Below are 16,515 nucleotides of genomic sequence, written 5' to 3'. Positions count from 1 at the left end.
GGGGTTTTTATGTATGCATTTAAATTGCCTCATGATTTCTTTTAAATAGAATATGAAGAATTAATACGAGCATATAAAGTAAGCTAACTAACATAACGACAAATGCTGTGGGATAAAATTTTGCTGCATATATAAAGAAATCGATTTGATAAATATCGTCATAATGTGAAACGTACCCTTTAAAATAATTCGTAAACTTAGCGCTATATTTCCATTCATCAGGATAATCTATTAAATTACTCCCCTGATACCAACTAATAAATGCTGAAGTAATAAACAGCATTAAAGAACTTCCTAATTGAACCATTTGGTTTATTGTCAAAATGAATCAACCTCCTATTTTATGGTTATTATAACGTAATAATTTTCTTGAATAAACCATTTTGGCGATAGAGTACAGTTAGCAAGCCTTTAAGCTTGTTGTTTTAATCTCCTTTTCGTGTTCATACGGAAATCACATGTAAGCGGTATGATAAACGTATAACAAATAGAAAGGAGTGGTAAAACGGAATGTCACTAGAAGCGCTCATTATTTTTTCTTTGCTAAATGCGGGTCAGCTTGCAGAGAATACGAAGGTTGATATACATAAAGAGCAGAAAGATGCTTATGTATATGTTCAAAAAGAGGAAAATAAATAATTTTATTTTATATATAAATGACAAAAAGCCAATCCAGAGGATTGGCTTTTTGTCATTGCGTTGGAAAAAGAGGGGAAATCCCTCTTTTTAAACATTAGCTAAAATTTGATCATAGCATGAAATAATAAGTGGTTCCAAATCTTTTAAATCATTAACATTATCAATGAAAATTCTACTTACTCCCTGTGATTTTGGGGCTTGCTCAACTACAAAATTAGGACATAGCTGTTTAGTAGATTCTAGATCTAGTCTTACAACTAAGGATTTTGCATCTCCATCAAGGAAGAGACGTATAAACCATTTTGTGATTACACGATTCATGATGCAAAAATAACTAATAGTATCTTTATATTTAAGGTCACTGATGTCTCTTTGATTTTCAGTTAATATTTCTTTAACAATGTTAAAGGCAGTCAGTTCATCTTCGGTAGTGAAAACTCTATCTGTTTTGTCTTCTTTGCTAATGTCTTCCATTATTTCGGCGGAAGCGGCTGCAACTAGGCTTGTTTCTATTTTTTTCGATGTTTTTGTTTCTTTTGGTGTTAAACCATCACTGATTATTTCTAATAGTGTTCGATTAATTGCTTTTTTAACAATTGGTCGGAACCGCTCTAAAACGTTATTTGTAATTCTAGTTGAGCTAAAGTCTTTAATTAGAAAACGAAGGAAGTCATCTGAAGGGTTTTTAAATAACTCTTTAATTGTGGAGTTTAAATTGGTCATATAAATAAGCTCTTCGGCATATTTTACGATTTCTTCAGCTTCAAAATTCTCTTTTGTAAAAGTTTCAATCGTTTCAATATCTAAATTACTTAAATTATCCATACTGAATGTGAAGAAAGGTTTTTCATCCATTACATTGTCATTTGTTAAATCAGTATAAAATTTGTATTCTACACCATTAGTTAGTACCCCTACTTTGACATCAGGTAAGGCATTGAAATACCTAGATAGTTGCGCATCGTGTTTAAGGAGATTTTCTGTTACAGATTTTGCCTCAATTAAAATAATTGGAACTCCATTTTTGAAAACCGCATAATCGACTTTTTCTCCCTTTTTAGTTCCAAAGTCTGCAATATACTCAGGTCTAACTTCTAAAGGGCTAAAAACGTCATAACCTAGCTTTTGAAGAAAAGGAATAATTAATGATTGCTTGGTCATTTCTTCATTAGTTATGTACTCTTTTCGTTCTAAAATTTGGTTAGCTATTTTGTTTATGTCATTTCTGAATTCCATATTAACGTCTCCTCGTTATAAAGTTTAAAAATCCTTAATATTAATACTATTATTTAAGAATTCATAATATAACATAAGTTATGTATGGAAATAGGAAGGTTATTTTTTTATTTGAATTTGATTAGATAAAACATATTTGTTTTATATGGGAGTATAGAGTATTGGGATTTTTATGTTACGTGGGATATAAAAAATTATGGTGAGAATTGAAAAAAGCCAATCCACAGGATTGGCCTTTTGTCATTAACGAGAGTAGAACTCTACGATTAATGCTTCGTTGATTTCAGCTGCTAACTCAGAACGCTCAGCGTGACGAGTGTAAGTAGCTTCTAACTTATCAGCATCGAAAGTTAAGTATTCTGGTACGAAGTTGTTAACTTCGATCGCTTCTTTAACAACAACAAGGCTGTTAGATTTTTCGCGAACGCTGATAGTTTGACCAGGTTTAACGCGGTAAGATGGGATATCTACGCGAGATCCATCAACCGTGATGTGACCGTGGTTTACTAATTGGCGAGCTGCACGACGAGTGCGAGCTAAGCCCATACGGTAAACTAAGTTGTCAAGACGAGCTTCAAGAAGGATCATGAAGTTTTCGCCGTGCTTACCAGGCATTTTACCTGCTTGGTCAAATGTGCGACGGAATTGACGCTCAGTCATGCCGTACATGTGACGAAGTTTTTGTTTCTCTTGTAATTGTAAACCGTATTCTGAAAGTTTCTTACGTTGGTTAGGACCGTGAGGACCTGGTGCGTAAGGGCGTTTTTCTAATTCTTTTCCTGTGCCGCTTAGAGAGATTCCAAGACGACGAGACAGTTTCCAAGCTGGACCTGTATAACGAGCCATAGTTGACTCCTCCTTTAAAAATGTTTTTATTTACGTAAAATAAAAACAGACGTAATCGATATTTACGGGCATTTTGTTTTCATGTACCTTCGCTCCAGCAGCAGGGAGTTACGAGATACACCTCCGTAGAGGAACAAAATACAAACGATAAACTCACATTACAAGGCTGCCTTTTTATTTTACACAAACGCTATTATATCTTTTACCTACAGTTTCGTCAAGCGACTACCTTTTTGTTTTATGCAGATAAATTTTGGAAATTAACAAGAAGGAATTTAAAACAATATAAAAGAAGAGAGTTAGAAACAGAAGTAAAACGCTTACATAAAATGTAGTAAAAGCGTTCATCAGATTTTTACTGGTAGATATGTGGCAATAAAGACATAAGGGGGATGTTTTTATGAAAAAGAAACATATGGAGACAGCATTAATTCATCACGGTTATGAATCAAATGAAAATAAAGGGAGTTTAACACCACCTTTATTTCAAACTTCTACATTTACGTTTGGGACTGCGCAGCAAGGCGAGGCAAGTTTTGCAGGAGTGGATCCATCTTATATTTACTCAAGACTTGGAAATCCAACTGTGAAATTATTTGAAGAACGTATGGCGGTGTTAGAAGGAGGAGAAGAAGCGCTTGCCTTTGGATCTGGTATGGCAGCTATTTCAGCAACTTTAATTGGTTTTCTAAAGGCTGGAGATCATATTATTTGTTCAAATGGATTATATGGATGTACGTACGGTTTTTTAGAAGTGTTAGAAGAAAAGTTTATGATTACGCATTCGTTTTGTGATATGGAGAGCGAGGAGGATCTTGAAAGTAAGATTCGTCCAAATACAAAGCTTATTTTCGTTGAAACGCCGATTAATCCAACGATGAAATTAATTGATTTAGAAAAGGTGATCGGGGTAGCGAAGCGCAATGATTTGCTTGTTATTGTCGATAATACGTTTTGTTCACCTTATTTACAAAGACCTCTTGAGCTCGGTTGTGACGCCGTTGTTCACAGTGCGACAAAATATATTGGTGGTCACGGTGATGTTGTGGCGGGTGTCACAATTTGTAAAACGAAAGCGTTAGCTGACAAAGTTCGCCCGATGCGAAAAGATATCGGCGGTATTATGGCGCCATTTGATGCGTGGTTATTGTTACGCGGATTAAAAACGTTAGCAGTAAGAATGGATCGCCATTGTGATAATGCAGAAAAAATTGTATCGTTCTTGAAGAATCATGATGCGGTAGAAGGTGTTTGGTATCCAGAAGGAGATATTGCATCTCGCCAAATGAAGCGGGGCGGCGGCGTAATTTCTTTTTCAGTAAAAGGCGGAAAAGAAGAAACGCAGTCGTTTATCAATGATCTTCACTTTATTACAATTGCGGTAAGTTTAGGAGATACAGAAACGTTAATCCAGCATCCAGCAACGATGACGCACGCTGCGATTCCTGCTGAATTAAGAAAAGAAATGGGTATTTTCGATAATTTAATACGCCTATCTGTCGGTTTAGAATCATGGGAGGATATCGTTTCTGATTTAGAGCAGGCACTAAAGAAGATATCTACTGTTAGTAATCAATAAAAAAGAGGGAGCTATCGGTTTCGTACGTGATGTACTGAATCGATAATTCCCTCTTTTCTTGTTACATATGTTTTAGGAGTGTTTCCACAAACTTTTCTAAATAGTGCTGATCTACTTCATCGAAACGATTTTTTTCGGGACTATCAATATCAAGTACACCAATGATATTTCCTTCTTTCATAATCGGTACAACGATTTCAGAATTAGAGGCACTATCGCAAGCGATATGTCCTGGGAATTGGTGAACATCTGCTACAAGCTGCGTTGTTTTCGTTTCAGCTGCAACGCCGCAAACACCTCGCCCGAACGGAATACGCACGCAAGCTGGCATTCCTTGGAATGGTCCAAGAACAAGCTGATTTCCTTCTGTTACATAAAAGCCAACCCAATTAACGCGATCTAAAAATTGATTTAATAGTGCGGACGCATTTGATAAGTTTGCGACTACGTTCGGTTCGCCAGTTAATAGTGCATCCAGTTGTTTAATTACTGTCTCATATTGCTGCTCACGAGATCCTGCATAACTTTCTTTTGTAAACATGGAAACAACTCCCTTTTTATCGAGGTGTGTAAAATATTGGCAAAATACGATGTATTTCACATGACTTTGTCGATAGAAAATTAAAGGAATTTGTCTTAAAAGTCAAGAAATTTAAACTATAGCTGTTCAGTGAGAGGAAGTGAGCGCATGAAGCAGACGAAACAAAAGGTAATTGATGCGGCAATATCATTGTTTAATACGAAAGGTTATGATGGAACGTCGGTACGAGACATTGCAAAGCGGGCGGATGTGAATGTAGCGAATATTTCATATTATTTTGCTGGAAAGCAAGGTTTATTAGAACAGCTTATTACTGATTTTTTAGAAGGATATATTCATGTAATTGAAACGGCATTTGAACAGAGAGAATATTTTTCGGCTAAAGATGTGATGGTGCAAATGGTGCGCGGGATTTTACGATATCAATTTGATAATAGAGAACTGACACGTTTTTTCTACCGAGAGCTTTCGCTTGATACGACATTAATTCGTGAAGTGATGACGATTTATTTTTCAAAAGAAAGATATTATATAGAGCAAATTATTAGACAGGGACAAATGAATCAAGAATTTAAGAAGGTATCTTTTACAATGTTTATGACGCAATTAAAAGGCATGATGAATATGCCGTTTTTATATCCGCAATATATATCAGAAGTGCTGCATTCTTTTCCATCCGAGACATTTTTCTTAGAAATGTATACGAAAGAAATTGAACAATGGATGGAGCAGGCATTATGCAAAACGAATATGTATTTTGAATTGCCAAGAGCTGTTCATATGTGAAAAATCCCCACCTAACGAACTGAGGTGGGGATTTTTGTCGTTTCTTTTCTTTGCCATAAATTGTTGCATAATAGCGCAATGATTGTTAATGAGGCTCCGGCAATTTCAATTTTGTCGACTGTATAACCTCGAAATATGGAACCGATAAGAGCAAGTACAGGAACTAAATTCATAAATAATATGCCGTTAATTGATGAAATATAGCGATTTCCTGTGTTCCAGCAAAATACAGCGATAACCCCCGCAACAATCGACATATAAAAGAGTTCAAAACGAACGCTCATAATTGTGTGTAATGACGGTACAGCGACTATATTTGCACTTGTTAATGCAGTAACGATTATAACGAGTGAAATAGAACCGAATAAACAAGTTAATGTTGTGTACCTAAGTGGTGACCAAGATTGAAAACGAGCACCGCCATTCGTATAAATGACCCAGCAAGTAACGCCGCATAACATCAATATATTCGTGGATAAGTGACTTGCTGCTCCAAATAATAAGTGAATATTTCCTTTTGAAATGACAAGCATAACACCGAGTAACGCAACGAACATACAAAGAAATGTGTAGTTTTGAGGGCGTTTGTTTTTCGTTATCCATTGCAATAATAAGGCGATGAGTGGCATAAGAGACTGAATCATCGCGGCATGGATTGCTCCGGAAGGGCCGGCAAGCTGTTGGCCGTAAAAAACGAGAAAACCGTATCCTGCGAAACCGACTGTTCCGTAAAAGAATAACGAAAGAGTTCGTTTTTCGAAGCGGAGCGAATTTCTTCCTTCAGCGATTAAGAGAAGAATAAGGAAAATAATAGCTGCTGATCCATATCGAATAGTTGTGAAGAAGAACGGATCGATAAATTGCAAAGCATTTGCCATCACAGGAAACATAAATCCCCAAGCCGTTACAGCAAGTAAGCATAGAAGGGATCCGAGTAGCATTTGTTTTTTTGCCAAGAGTATCATTCTCCTTTCTATTTCGTTATAGTAAGTTGATGAAATAAGTATAAAGAGTAATTCTTTGTAGAAGGAAATATCGATTTTTTATGGCAGTTATAACTTTTTGTTAGAGGTGTGTACGATGGATTTGGAGGCAGTACGATCGTTTATTGAAGTAAAGCATACGCGAAGTTTATCAAAAGCGAGTAAGCTTTTACATATTTCACAACCAGCGCTTAGTAAACAAATTCAAAGATTAGAAGCTGACTTAGAGGTTACTTTATTAAAACGTTCCGCTCAAGGGGTAGAATTAACAAAAGCTGGAGAGTTATTTATAAAGAGGATGTTACCGATTTTGGAGCAAATAAATGCAGTGAAAACGGAAATGAAGGAATATCAAGAGAAGCGGAAAATTTCAATAGGTATATTACCGAGTTTAGCGGCTCATTACATATCAAAGTGTAAAGACTTATTAGAGGATACATATGAAATAGAATGGCAAATTGAGCATACGAAAGTATTAATGGAATTATTTAAAGCGCGAAAAATTGAAGCGATGTTTATTGATTCAGTAGTAGAAGGCGCTACGTATATAAAAGAAATGCGGGAAGAAAAAATCGTTTGTGCTGTTTCAAATGATCATCCGTATAAAGAGAAAACGGTAATCCGAATGGAAGAGTTGCAAAATGAAAAGCTAATTGTATACCCAGAAATATGCGATGTAAGGAAAATGATTATGAATGTGTTTCAATGTATGGGCGCGAAACCAATCATTGCAGTTGAAACATCTTATGCAGAACCGATGATTGCGATGGTAGGCGCTGGACTTGGTATAACATTGCTTCCAGAAGCAGCTGTACAGCAAGCCGCAATGCAAGGTAACGTGCGTGCGATTTCTGTAGAACCACCACTAATGCGAAAGATTTATTTCGTCTCTCATATGAAAGAAAGCTCTTTATTTCGCATTAACTGCCCGTAAAATCCCGATTGGTGAGGACTAATAATCAGAGGGGAATGGACAAAACCCCCTCTGATTAAAGTTTCACTTTATTGCATTCATTTGAGGGTGGAGAATAGAACAAGCGGAATATTAAGAAAGATTACAATTACATTTAAAGAAACATGAAATTTTAAAAAAAACTAGGTCAAAAACACGCCATTACATGGTATGATTAGAACATTGTTAGTTGTTAAATATAGGGGAATTCCCTTTTTATACATAATGCCTTCCATTTCATAAACGGAACGGACAAAAAAAGAGATATAACTAGGAGGCTTTTTTGCATGGATTCTATCCTGACGATCGTTATCATTGTAGTAAGCTCTATTCTAGTGCTGCTCATGATAGAGCTTGTGATAAGAAATCGTTCATATAAAGATATTGAAGCACTGGAGCAGTGGAAACAAGAAATAAAAGATAAACCTGTGGCAGATGAACTAAAACGGGTAAAAGATTTAAATATGACGGGTCAAACAGAAGAGCTGTTTGGTAAATGGCGTGAAGAATGGGATGAAATTGTATCAACAACTCTTCCGAAAGCTGAAAAAGATTTAGCGCAAGCGCGAAAATTCGCCTCGCAATTCTCCTTCCGAAAAGCAAAGCATGCGATGACCGAATCCATAAGTGGTTTAGATGACGCTGATAATCGTATTACAGACATTTTAAATGAATTACAGCAACTGTTAGAAAGCCATGAGAAAAATAGCTCGGAAATTGAAGGGTTACGTGATACATATCGTAGTATGAAAAAGAGCGTTCTTGCTCATCGACACATGTATGGAGCAGCTGAGCAAAAAATTGAAGAGATGTTAGATGTTGAATCCGAGAAGTTCAAAACCTTTGAAGAAGCAACAGATAATGGTGATTATTTAAAAGCGCGAGAAATTGTTATTAGTTTAGAAGAAGGTTTAGCAAGTTTAGAAATCATCATTCATCAAATTCCAGATTTATTGGTAGAGTGTCAAGCGACATTACCAGTTCAGCTGGAGGATTTATTACAAGGTCATGATGATATGATAAGACAAGGCTACGTATTAGAGTATTTGGAAATTCCTAAAGAAGTTCGCGATATGACGACACAACTACAAACGTGTTTAATGGATATACAGGAGCTTCATATAACGGAAGCAGCAGGAAAAGTAGAGAACTTAAAAACTCGTTTAGACAGTTTTTATGATCAACTTGAACAAGAAGTGCATGCGAGACATTATGTGGAACAAAAAACACTTTCTGTTTACGAAGATTTAGAAGAAATTCGTGTTGAAACGATCGAAACAAAAGCAGAAACACAACTTGTGAAACAAAGTTATCAATTACAAGACAAAGATATTGAGTCGCAAAAAGTAATTGAAAAGCAAATGCATATTTTAACGAAACGTTTTGAAGTGTTGCAAATCCGCGTTGCAGAACAAGATATTGCCTTCTCTATTATTCGTGAGGAATTAGAAGAGATTTATGAGCAATGTGAAACGTTAAAAGTACTTCATGCAGAATATAAAGAAATGCTACAAACGATGCGTAAAGAAGAATTTGAAGCGCGTGAGAAGTTACAAGAAATGCGAAATACAATTTTAGAAACGAAACGCTTTATGCAAAAGTCGAATTTGCCAGGTCTTCCGGTAAGCATTATGGAAGATTTACAAAGAGGGCAAATGGCAATGCAAGCTGTATATGATCAATTAGAAGTAAAACCGTTAAATATGAATGCTGTAAATAGCAGTTTAGAAGAGGCGTACACAACTGTTAACGGTGTAGCAGAAATGGCAGAAGAGTTAATTGGACAAGCATATTTAGTTGAAAAATTAATTCAATACGGTAACCGTTACCGCAGTCATGATGAGAACCTTGCAGAAAGCTTAAATTACGCTGAGAAATTATTCCGTGAATATCAATACGATGCAGCTTTAGAACAAGCGGCTTCTGTATTAGAGCAACTTGAACCTGGCGTTGTTCAAAAAATAGCTGAATATGTAGACAATGAGCAAACCCTTTAATAAAGGGTTTGTTTTTTTGTGTAATTTTGAAGGCGATGTTGCTATAATGAATAGCGGAATACAGTAAGGTTGTTCGTTTTAAAATAAAACGGAACCTTTGAGTAGTTTTAGCGTAATTACACGTATTTATGATATGATTATACGATGTGACAGCGCTGAAAGGGGAAGAACGATGATCTATTTTGATAATAGTGCGACGACAAAGCCATATCCAGAAGCTCTTCAATCGTACGTAACGGTTGCGGGGAAATATTTTGGAAATCCTTCTTCTATTCATTCGCTTGGAGGAGAGGCAGAGCGTCTATTAACACAATCGAGAACGATTGCAGCACAGCTCCTTCACGTTAAACCTTCTGAAATAATTTTCACATCGGGTGGAACGGAAGGGAATAACCTTGCGATTAAAGGGATAGCGATGAGGAATCGTTCGCGCGGTAGACATATCATTACAACAAATATTGAACACGCGTCTGTGTTTGAGGCATATAAACAATTAGAAGATCTCGGTTTTGATGTAACATATTTACCGGTTAACGAGCACGGTGTTGTATCGGTAGAGGATGTAAAACGAGCGCTTCGTGAAGATACGATTCTTGTGTCAATTATTCACGTGAACAACGAGACTGGAGCGATTCAGCCTGTTGCTGAAATTGGAACATTATTATCGAACTATCCGAAAATAAGATTCCACGTGGACCATGTACAAGGGATAGGAAAAGTACCGCTTGATTTATATGCTTCTCATATTGACCTTTGTTCAATATCTGGGCATAAATTTCATAGCGTAAAGGGGACAGGTCTTCTTTACGTACGTGATGGTGTAAGATTAGATCCAATTTTATCAGGTGGTCAACAAGAGCTTAAGTATCGTTCAGGAACAGAAAACTTACCTGGTATTGTAGCGATGGTAAAAGCACTTCGTATGACGATGGAGCAAGTGAAAGAAAAGGTAGTTCATTTGCAAAATTTACAAGCAGAGCTTGTCCGTTTCTTTAAAGAGATGGAAGATGTAACGATTAATACGTCACTTGAATATGCGGCACCGCACATTTTAAATGTATCATTTGTTGGTTTAAAACCAGAAGTGGTCGTTCATGCTTTAGAAGAGCATGGTGTATATGTATCAACGAAGTCTGCTTGTTCTTCAAAAGCAAATGAAGTGAGCCGAGTATTAGTGTCAATGGGAGTACCACACGCCGCAGCTGTGAGTGCAATCCGCATTAGTCTAGCACCGGACAACACGATGGAAGAAGTAAAACAATTTGAAGGTATTGTTAAAGAGACAATGCCAAAATTATATGAAGTGATGAGGTAAAGAAATATGATGACATATGAATATATTTTAGTTCGTTACGGAGAGATGACGACAAAAGGTAAGAACCGTTCTAAATTTGTAAGCACGTTAAAAGATAATGTGAAATTCAAACTGAAAAAATTCCCAAACATTAAAATTGATGCAACACATGATCGTATGTACATTCAGTTAAATGGTGAAGACCATGAAGCAATTTCTGAGAGATTGAAAGATGTATTTGGTATTCATAAGTTTAACTTAGCGATGAAAGTACCATCAGAATTAGAAGATATTAAAAAAGGTGCATTAGCAGCTTTCTTACAAGTAAAAGGTGATGTAAAAACATTTAAAATTACAGTGCACCGTTCTGATAAGCGCTTCCCAATGAAGACGATGGAGTTACTTCCAGAAATCGGTGGGCACATTTTAGAAAATACAGAGGATATCACAGTAGATGTTCATAATCCAGATGTGAATGTACGTATAGAAATTCGCAGTGGTTACAGCTATATTATGTGTGGTGAGCGCATGGGAGCTGGCGGTTTACCAGTTGGCGTTGGCGGAAAAGTAATGGTACTTCTTTCTGGTGGTATCGATAGCCCGGTAGCGACTTACTTAACGATGAAACGCGGCGTATCTGTGGAAGCAGTTCACTTCCATAGTCCACCTTTCACAAGTGAGCGAGCGAAACAAAAAGTAATCGATTTAGCACAAGAGTTAACGAAATACTGTAAACGTGTAACACTTCACCTTGTTCCATTTACTGAAGTGCAAAAAACGATTAATAAAGAAATTCCATCTAGCTATTCTATGACAGTTATGCGTCGTATGATGATGCGTATTACAGAGCGTATTGCAGAGGAGCGTAATGCACTTGCAATTACGACTGGTGAAAGTCTTGGACAAGTAGCGAGCCAAACGTTAGATAGTATGCATACGATTAACGAAGTGACAAACTATCCTGTTATTCGCCCGCTTATTACGATGGATAAATTAGAAATTATTAAAATTGCAAATGAAATTGGAACGTATGATATTTCAATTCGTCCATATGAAGACTGCTGTACAGTATTTACACCAGCAAGTCCATCGACAAAACCGAAGCGTGAGAAAGCAAATCGTTTTGAAGCGAAGTACGATTTCGCGCCGTTAATTGAAGAGGCTGTAGCGAACAAAGAAACAATGGTATTACAAACAGTAGAAGTAGTAGCCGAAGAAGAAAAATTCGAAGAACTTTTCTAAACCCATAAATTACCACATTCAAATGTGCATGAAGTCATGTTGTTTATCACACTCTATACTCACAAGGAGGTGATACAACATGGCAAGCACAAATAAATTAGCAGTATCTGGTGCTCAAGCAGCATTAGATCAAATGAAATACGAAATCGCTCAAGAGTTTGGTGTTCAACTTGGAGCTGATGCAACATCTCGCGCTAACGGATCTGTTGGTGGCGAAATTACGAAACGTCTAGTTTCACTAGCTGAGCAACAATTAGGCGGTTACCAAAAATAATCCCATATACGATGGCTTAGAAAGAGCGGGTTCTCCCGCTCTTTCTTTTTGTCGTTTTCGTCGTTATTTGCCGGTGAATTGATATGTTAAAAACAGCGTCGCTATAAATCTATGCATCAATTCGACATAAATATAAAAAAATTGTCAAAAGAAGAGGGTTCAAAATTTACTGAAAATTCTTTATTATATAAGGGAGGCATAGAAATAAAGGAGGATGTTTATGAAGAGAGAGGAATTGTTGGCGCCGCCGTCTTATAACTTAGTTTCGGAAATAGAGAAATATACGAATGATAAAGAGAAGCTTGCTTTAATTTGGCAAGATGATAAAGGGAATAGACGAGAAGTTACATATTTTGAATTAATGCAAGGTGCGAATAGAATTGGAAACGCTTTTATAAAAAGTGGCTTACAAAAAGGAGACAAGCTCCTTATTATGATGCCGCGCTTAATTGAAGCTTACATGACGTATATTGCTGCGATTAAAGCAGGATTTGTCGTAATTCCGAGTTCGGAAATGTTGCGAAAAAAAGATATCGAATATCGTATTGGACACGGGGAAGTAAAAGCGATTGTAAGTTATGAACCGTACATTGGACAATTTGATGACATAGAAGCGATGGACTCTCTTCAAAAATTCGTCCTGAGCGAGCAGTCAGTAGATGGATGGACAAATTTAAAAACAGCATTAGAAACAGAAAGTGACATGTTAGAAATAGTGAAAACAGATAAAGAAGATATGGTCTTTTTATCTTACACGTCAGGGACGACAGGAAATCCGAAAGGTGTCGTTCATACGCATGCGTGGGCATACGCTCATTTACGTACAAGTGCCCCAAATTGGCTCGGAATTGAAGAGAATGATGTTGTATGGGCAACAGCTAGTCCCGGCTGGCAAAAGTGGATCTGGAGCCCATTTTTAGCAACTCTCGGTTCAGGTGCAACAGGATTTGTATATAACGGCAAATTTGAACCAAAAACATATTTAAATTTATTAGATGATAACAAGGTAAATGTACTTTGTTGTACGCCGACTGAGTATAGATTAATGGCAAAGGTAGAAGACTTAACTAAGTACAATTTAGAAGCGTTACATAGCGCTGTATCCGCAGGTGAGCCGTTAAATAGAGAAGTCATTGAAACGTTCCAAAAGCATTTCGACATTACAGTAAGAGATGGCTATGGGCAAACGGAAAACACATTACTTGTTGGGATAATGAAAGGAATGGACATTAGACCAGGATCAATGGGAAAACCGACGCCAGGCAACCACGTTGATATCGTAAATGAGGAAGGCGTTCCAGTACAGGTAGGAGAAGTTGGTGATATTGCAGTTCACATTGAAACACCGGCCCTCTTCAAACAATACTATAAAGACGACGAGCGCACAGCAATGCAATTCCGCGGTGATTATTATATTACTGGTGATAAAGCGAAGAAAGATGAAGACGGCTATTTCTGGTTTGAAGGGCGCGGTGATGATATTATTATTAGCTCAGGTTATACAATCGGACCGTTTGAAGTAGAAGATGCACTTGTAAAACATCCATACGTAAGAGAATGTGCGGTTGTCGCAAGTCCAGATGAAATTCGCGGAAGTGTCGTGAAGGCATTTATCGTATTAAGAGAGAATATAGAAAAGAACGAAGAAACATTGATCCCAGTACTTCAACAACACGTCAAAGAACTTACTGCACCATATAAATATCCTCGTAAAATTGAATTTGTAGATGAACTACCAAAAACGATTTCTGGAAAAATTCGCCGTATTGAACTTAGAAAACAAGAGATGGAGCTTCCTTCAAAATAATTTTGAAAATAGGGAAGTAAATAGTTGAATGAAATGTAAAACGTATGATATTATAAAAACGAACACAGGTTCGATTTTATAAATTAAAAAAAGAGGTGTCCGTATGATTTTAGGTATTAATCCGTACTTAGTTTTAGATGGTAGTGGGCAAGAAGCTGTACAGTTTTATAAAGAGGCGCTAGATGCAAAAGTAGAAGTCATGCAAACTTTTGGTGACATGCCTGAAAATCCAGAATACCCGATTCCAGCTGAAGCGAAAGAGCGCGTTGCACATGCTACTTTAAAAGTTGGTAATACGGAACTTATGATTTCTGATACATTCCCCGGTCAAGGGCATGCAATCGGATCTCAAGTAACAATCGCAATTCAAATTAGTAATGCAGAAAAAGCGAAAGAAGTATTCGATAAGTTACAAGAAGGCGGAGAAGTTATTATGCCACTTCAAGAAACGTTCTGGAGCCCAGCATACGGACAAGTAAAAGATAAATTTAGCATTGAATGGCAAGTTACAACGTCTACTACTGAACAAAAGTGATTTTTAGAAAAGCACCATGTTTTGAAATGGTGCTTTTTTTTATACAATAAAAATAAAGGAGATGAAATATATGGGAGAAATTTGGTACGGCGGCACCATTTACACGATGAGAGAAGAAAATGAAAAAGTAGATGCTATTTACGTTGAAAACGGTAGAATCGCTGATATTGGGAGTAAGGAAGAGTTAGAAAGCCGATATGCAGAATTGAAGTCGTGCGATTTAAAAGGGAAAACGATGATTCCAGGTCTCGTTGATAGTCATATGCATCTTATTGGGCATGGAGAGAGATTGCTTCGTTTAGATGTATCAAATTGTACGTCTTATAGCGAAGTGCTTACTCTTGTTCAGAAGCGAGTAGAAGAAGCGCCAAAAGGTTCTTGGATTATCGGAGAAGGATGGAATGAAAATAACTTTACAGATACAAAACAAGTTCATGTACGTGATTTAGATGAAATCTCTAAAGAACATCCGATTTTGTTAAAGCGCGTTTGTCGTCACGTTACATGGGTGAACTCATACATATTGCAAGAAGCGAACATAACAGAAGAGACGCAAGATCCGAAAGGCGGGAAAATTGGGCGGGATTCATTAAATAAATTAACAGGGCTTTTATATGAACAAGGACAAGAATTAATTAAACATGTTCAGCCTGAAATTGATGAAGCCTATTTACAAAGAGCTCTGCAAACGGCGATTTCAGACTGCTGGCAATACGGATTAGTTGGCGGGCACACGGAAGACTTAAACTATTATAGCGGCTTTCAAAAAACGTACAATGCGTTTTCACAAGTTATAAAAGAAATGCCATTTAAAGCACATTTGCTCGTTCATCATGAGGTTGCGGCTGAACGAAAAGAATATGAAAATGAACACTATATTGAATTTGGTGCGATGAAGATTTTTTCTGACGGCTCTTTTGGCGGAAGAACAGCTTTATTAAGTGAACCATATGAAGATGCGAAGGAAACAAACGGCGTTGCAATTTTTTCGCGTGAAGAGCTTGCAGAATTAGTGAAGAAAGCCCGTGACTTACATATGCCAGTTGCGATTCATACAATCGGTGATTTATCGCTTGAATATGTAATTGATGCACTTGAATTATATCCACCTGCAGAAGGATTACGTGACCGTATTATTCATTGCCAGCTTGCCCGTGAAGAATTAATTGAAAGAATGAAGAGTTTGCAAGCAATTATTGATATTCAGCCCGTCTTTGTTTCATCGGATTTTCCGTCAGTTATTGAAAAACTAGGAAAGCATCGTCTTCGTTACGCGTACGCTTGGAAGACGTTACTAGATGCAGGATTACATTGCAATGGTGGATCTGATGCACCAATTGAACAGGTGAATCCATTTTTAGGTATATATAGTGCTGTTACACGTAAAAGTTTTATTGATGGCGTATGTTATATGCCAGAAGAAAGGCTAACGGTATATGAGGCTGTTTCTTTATTTACAACAGGAAGTGCTTACGCAATTGGGAAAGAAGAGAAGCGGGGGCAAATTGCCAAAGGATATGAAGCAGACTTTACGATATTGGATTACAATATATTTGAAATTGATGCGGAAGAAATAAAAGAAGTACAGGCAGAAATGACTGTAATAGATGGCCGGGTTGTCTATAGAAAAGGTATGTAAAAATATATTAGCGATTATTGAAATATATCTGTTTAATGACAATAAGATTGTTTAAAAATGAAAAGCATTGCTTATGTCACTAACGGTGCATGTTCGTTTAAAAAGGAATTTTTATAAGTTAAGAGAATAAATATTAAAGGCCTATATTTCAGGGTGAGGAAATTA

At 36.8% G+C, this 16,515-nt stretch carries 16 protein-coding genes; 11 read left to right on the top strand and 5 right to left on the bottom strand.

Features of this window, described 5'->3' with window-relative positions; translation table 11 throughout:
• Window positions 1-19 precede the first annotated feature (19 nt).
• Entirely contained in the window at window positions 20-322 is a 303-nt protein-coding gene (locus QUF93_RS24640; protein WP_289375850.1) for a YjdJ family protein, read from the bottom strand.
• A gap of 188 nt (window positions 323-510) precedes the next feature.
• On the opposite strand from QUF93_RS24640, the gene QUF93_RS24635 reads away from it, so the two are divergent.
• On the top strand, window positions 511-639 hold the full coding sequence (locus QUF93_RS24635) for a hypothetical protein (protein ID WP_002112286.1): 129 nt from the start codon (window positions 511-513) through the stop codon (window positions 637-639).
• Between the two features lie 87 nt (window positions 640-726).
• On the opposite strand, the gene QUF93_RS24630 is transcribed toward QUF93_RS24635, so the two are convergent.
• Both QUF93_RS24630 and rpsD read right to left on the bottom strand, forming a co-directional pair.
• Window positions 727-1,875: a type I restriction endonuclease gene (locus QUF93_RS24630; protein ID WP_289360487.1), complete on the bottom strand. Its 1,149-nt coding sequence runs from the start codon at window positions 1,873-1,875 to the stop codon at window positions 727-729.
• 243 nt (window positions 1,876-2,118) lie between these two features.
• Window positions 2,119-2,721, bottom strand: coding sequence for a 30S ribosomal protein S4 (rpsD, locus tag QUF93_RS24625; protein WP_000135322.1), 603 nt, complete (start codon window positions 2,719-2,721; stop codon window positions 2,119-2,121).
• Between the two features lie 400 nt (window positions 2,722-3,121).
• On the opposite strand from rpsD, the gene megL reads away from it, so the two are divergent.
• A complete protein-coding gene (gene megL, locus QUF93_RS24620; protein ID WP_289360486.1) occupies window positions 3,122-4,300 on the top strand; it encodes a methionine gamma-lyase in 1,179 nt (392 codons plus the stop codon).
• A 61-nt stretch (window positions 4,301-4,361) separates the two neighbouring features.
• Here megL and QUF93_RS24615 read toward each other — a convergent pair whose 3' ends face one another.
• Window positions 4,362-4,841 carry a free L-methionine (R)-S-oxide reductase MsrC gene (locus QUF93_RS24615; protein ID WP_002123047.1) on the bottom strand — a complete coding sequence of 160 codons (480 nt, stop codon included), beginning with the start codon at window positions 4,839-4,841 and terminating at the stop codon, window positions 4,362-4,364.
• 147 nt (window positions 4,842-4,988) lie between these two features.
• On the opposite strand from QUF93_RS24615, the gene refZ reads away from it, so the two are divergent.
• A complete protein-coding gene (refZ, locus tag QUF93_RS24610; RefSeq protein ID WP_289360485.1) occupies window positions 4,989-5,627 on the top strand; it encodes a forespore capture DNA-binding protein RefZ in 639 nt (212 codons plus the stop codon).
• A gap of 11 nt (window positions 5,628-5,638) precedes the next feature.
• Here the strand turns inward: refZ and QUF93_RS24605 are convergent, their stop codons facing one another.
• Complete coding sequence (locus tag QUF93_RS24605; protein WP_289360484.1) at window positions 5,639-6,583, bottom strand: DMT family transporter; 945 nt, start codon at window positions 6,581-6,583, stop codon at window positions 5,639-5,641.
• 124 nt (window positions 6,584-6,707) lie between these two features.
• Between QUF93_RS24605 and QUF93_RS24600 the strand changes: the two genes are divergently transcribed.
• From QUF93_RS24600 to QUF93_RS24565, 8 genes are all read left to right on the top strand, one after another.
• Complete coding sequence (locus QUF93_RS24600; protein WP_289360483.1) at window positions 6,708-7,544, top strand: LysR family transcriptional regulator; 837 nt, start codon at window positions 6,708-6,710, stop codon at window positions 7,542-7,544.
• Between the two features lie 305 nt (window positions 7,545-7,849).
• Window positions 7,850-9,559: a septation ring formation regulator EzrA gene (gene ezrA / locus QUF93_RS24595; RefSeq protein WP_289360482.1), complete on the top strand. Its 1,710-nt coding sequence runs from the start codon at window positions 7,850-7,852 to the stop codon at window positions 9,557-9,559.
• A 172-nt stretch (window positions 9,560-9,731) separates the two neighbouring features.
• Window positions 9,732-10,874: a cysteine desulfurase family protein gene (locus QUF93_RS24590; RefSeq protein WP_289360481.1), complete on the top strand. Its 1,143-nt coding sequence runs from the start codon at window positions 9,732-9,734 to the stop codon at window positions 10,872-10,874.
• A 6-nt stretch (window positions 10,875-10,880) separates the two neighbouring features.
• A complete protein-coding gene (gene thiI, locus QUF93_RS24585) occupies window positions 10,881-12,095 on the top strand; it encodes a tRNA uracil 4-sulfurtransferase ThiI (RefSeq protein WP_289360480.1) in 1,215 nt (404 codons plus the stop codon).
• Window positions 12,096-12,174: 79 nt separating this feature from the next.
• Complete coding sequence (locus QUF93_RS24580) at window positions 12,175-12,369, top strand: alpha/beta-type small acid-soluble spore protein (protein ID WP_000168891.1); 195 nt, start codon at window positions 12,175-12,177, stop codon at window positions 12,367-12,369.
• 220 nt (window positions 12,370-12,589) lie between these two features.
• Window positions 12,590-14,176 carry an acyl-CoA synthetase MbcS gene (gene mbcS / locus QUF93_RS24575; protein ID WP_289360479.1) on the top strand — a complete coding sequence of 529 codons (1,587 nt, stop codon included), beginning with the start codon at window positions 12,590-12,592 and terminating at the stop codon, window positions 14,174-14,176.
• A 103-nt stretch (window positions 14,177-14,279) separates the two neighbouring features.
• On the top strand, window positions 14,280-14,711 hold the full coding sequence (locus tag QUF93_RS24570) for a VOC family protein (RefSeq protein WP_002123036.1): 432 nt from the start codon (window positions 14,280-14,282) through the stop codon (window positions 14,709-14,711).
• 70 nt (window positions 14,712-14,781) lie between these two features.
• Window positions 14,782-16,350: an amidohydrolase gene (locus QUF93_RS24565; RefSeq protein ID WP_289360478.1), complete on the top strand. Its 1,569-nt coding sequence runs from the start codon at window positions 14,782-14,784 to the stop codon at window positions 16,348-16,350.
• Window positions 16,351-16,515: the final 165 nt, after the last annotated feature.

The organism is Bacillus hominis, from assembly GCF_030348325.1.
GTDB classification, from domain to species: domain Bacteria; phylum Bacillota; class Bacilli; order Bacillales; family Bacillaceae_G; genus Bacillus_A; species Bacillus_A hominis.
Note: the sequence above shows the minus strand (reverse complement) of the source record. Positions and strands in the feature narration are given on the sequence as shown.